The sequence below is a fragment of the Mycobacterium sp. genome, from assembly GCF_035499775.1.
GTDB lineage: Bacteria > Actinomycetota > Actinomycetes > Mycobacteriales > Mycobacteriaceae > Mycobacterium.
Window position 1 is genome coordinate 1 of record NZ_DATJYB010000308.1, and the last position, 2131, is coordinate 2131.

Sequence of the window (2131 nt, forward strand, 5' to 3'; positions counted from 1 at the left end):
CTGGGACCGTCCAAACGGGTTGTGCGGGTGGCACTTGCGTACCCGGCGCCGGCGCTGGCGTCATCAGCAGCTGGTCCGTACGTGCACGTGTCGAGCGTGATCGACGGCGCGCCGGAACAGAGGCTGGAGTTCTCCCATCACGCCGCCCAAGTCGGCGGCGCTGACATGGCCGACGAATTCCTCTGTCTGTGACCAGGGCTCCATGGCGGCGGCGAGTTGCTCAGGTGTAGCGGCGGCGATCAGGGCGGCGGTGTGGTCAGCAATTTTGGACACAAAGGCGTCCCATTGGTCCTGGCCGTCATCGGCGACAGTAACGGCATGGTCAAGACGGTTCATTAGCTCCAGGGACGATTCGAGAAGGGGATTGCCACCGAGCAGCAGTGCTTCCAGAGCCACCAGCTCGGTGATCGGGCAAACCCCGAGAACACCCTAATTGTGCGGGGTGAGCAGCGCCGCCGCCTGGTCATCGTTATCGCGGATGAAATACTCCCGGACCACACCCATGCTCGCCATCCTATGGCGCTCCCGGGTGAGGGTAGACGACTCGCAGGTGGCGACCAAGCCGCGGGCCGGCGTCAACGAGAGGGTCGTCCAGATCGATCGCGCGACTCTCGGCGTCAACCGATCACCGGGGCGCAGGAAGCGCTCGCTCGGGCGCGTCGCCACGGACTCAGCGAATCTGACCACCGGAACCGTGGTTCCTTGGATGTGACGTAATCGGTTGTCCCGCAAATGCTTCCGCGCGGGACAGTTGGGCCCGTCGGAACCGGGATCACCGCCCCGCGCGGGACCAGCTTCCGTGGGAGCAATTGCAAGTCGTTTGTGCGCTTCCGCTCACGATTTCCCAGAGGACGCCGTGCAACCGTTCGGCCAGAGCGGCATTACGACGGTGTTCACCAATCTCGAAGGCTTCCCGGAGGATTGGAAGGAGAACCCGGACTCATTCGTGAAGTTCGTTCGCGATCACCGCTACCCCAGCTTCTTGGAGTATGGCGAGTACCCATACGTGACGGCCGACGAAATCAAGAAGGCGCTACAGCTCAAGGCGGCCTTCTCCGACATGCTCGACCAGATGCAGTAGCCAGCATCCAGGCGACCGCATGGGCAACAATGTGGCTGATTTAAGGTGTGCCTGACTAGCCAGATATTCGCTGCCGCAACAATGGCAATCCGGGCCCGTCGACCGCATCCAGCGTGGCGGTGCGCCCGACCGCCGCCATTAGCAGGTCGGCTGCTCGCCCACGGATTTCCGGTCCTTTGCCCCATCCTCGGTCTATGTCCGCGGCTTGCCAGCGGATACCTCGCAGTCGTCCGCGCGGCACGAGACCGAGCGGCAACGGGCCGGTCATGAAGTCCATCGCGATGGCGGTCAGTCGCGGATCGGGTTCGTAGGGAAGTCCAAGTGGGATTCTGATATCGCCACTATGGGACAAGATTTCGGCTAGCAGACCAGGTGCTTGCGGCGGCGGTCTCCAGTATTGGCGATCAGCAAGGTTCCGGAGACTTGCCGCGATCTCGGCGGCTGGCCAGTGCGCGCGGCGGCGCGCCATCTCATCGAGTGCCTTATCCATGCTCCTACGCCGCACGCCCAGCAGCGTTGCTCTGACGGTGCCATCGGCCAGCGCGCTGACCAGATGTGAACCGACCGTCTTCACATCCCAACCCGTGCACAAGCTTTCGGTCGCAAGCTGCGACTCATCCAGGCTGTCAATCAGATCCGCAATGCCGCGACGCTCCTGCGCTATCGCGGCATGGATCGATTTGCGGTCCATCGACCGAGGATAAGACCGGCCGAGGGTGGCCGAAGCGAAATAAGCAGTCCGAGCAGGTGCAGTGAGCATCCACGTCACCACAGGCACAACAAGATGGCAGATCTAGCCGACGGCGGCCGAGCCTTTAGGCGACGCGCTACTGTGTCGGCAGTTTGAGCACCCGGTTGTTACCGCTGTCGGTGACGTAGACGTTGCCAGCAGTGTCGACTGCCACACCTATAGGGTTGCTGAGGCCTCGGAACGGCAGCTCGGTCTGGACGTTCGAACCCGCCGTCAACTTCAGCACCCGGCTGTTTCCGTAGTCGGCGACGTAAAGGTTGCCAGCGGAGTCCACCGCCACCAGGCGAGCCGTGTACACC

3 protein-coding genes and 2 pseudogenes are annotated in these 2131 nt (G+C 63.0%); 1 reads left to right on the top strand and 4 read right to left on the bottom strand.

The window, feature by feature from the left end:
- Nucleotides 1-63: 63 nt before the first annotated feature.
- Together VML93_RS19540 and VML93_RS19545 are read right to left on the bottom strand one after the other, a co-directional pair.
- Nucleotides 64-396 (bottom strand): hypothetical protein, encoded by a 333-nt coding sequence (locus VML93_RS19540; RefSeq protein WP_325613207.1) that lies wholly within the window; start codon nt 394-396, stop codon nt 64-66.
- Between the two features lie 33 nt (nt 397-429).
- Nucleotides 430-666 carry a hypothetical protein gene (locus VML93_RS19545; protein WP_325613209.1) on the bottom strand — a complete coding sequence of 79 codons (237 nt, stop codon included), beginning with the start codon at nt 664-666 and terminating at the stop codon, nt 430-432.
- Nucleotides 667-841: 175 nt separating this feature from the next.
- On the opposite strand from VML93_RS19545, the pseudogene VML93_RS19550 reads away from it, so the two are divergent.
- A pseudogene (locus VML93_RS19550) lies at nt 842-1081 on the top strand (hypothetical protein); the annotation flags it as partial.
- A 55-nt stretch (nt 1082-1136) separates the two neighbouring features.
- Here VML93_RS19550 and VML93_RS19555 read toward each other — a convergent pair.
- Together VML93_RS19555 and VML93_RS19560 are read right to left on the bottom strand one after the other, a co-directional pair.
- Nucleotides 1137-1772 (bottom strand): maleylpyruvate isomerase family mycothiol-dependent enzyme, encoded by a 636-nt coding sequence (locus VML93_RS19555; protein ID WP_325613210.1) that lies wholly within the window; start codon nt 1770-1772, stop codon nt 1137-1139.
- A 136-nt stretch (nt 1773-1908) separates the two neighbouring features.
- Nucleotides 1909-2131, bottom strand: a pseudogene (locus VML93_RS19560) (protein kinase); the annotation flags it as partial.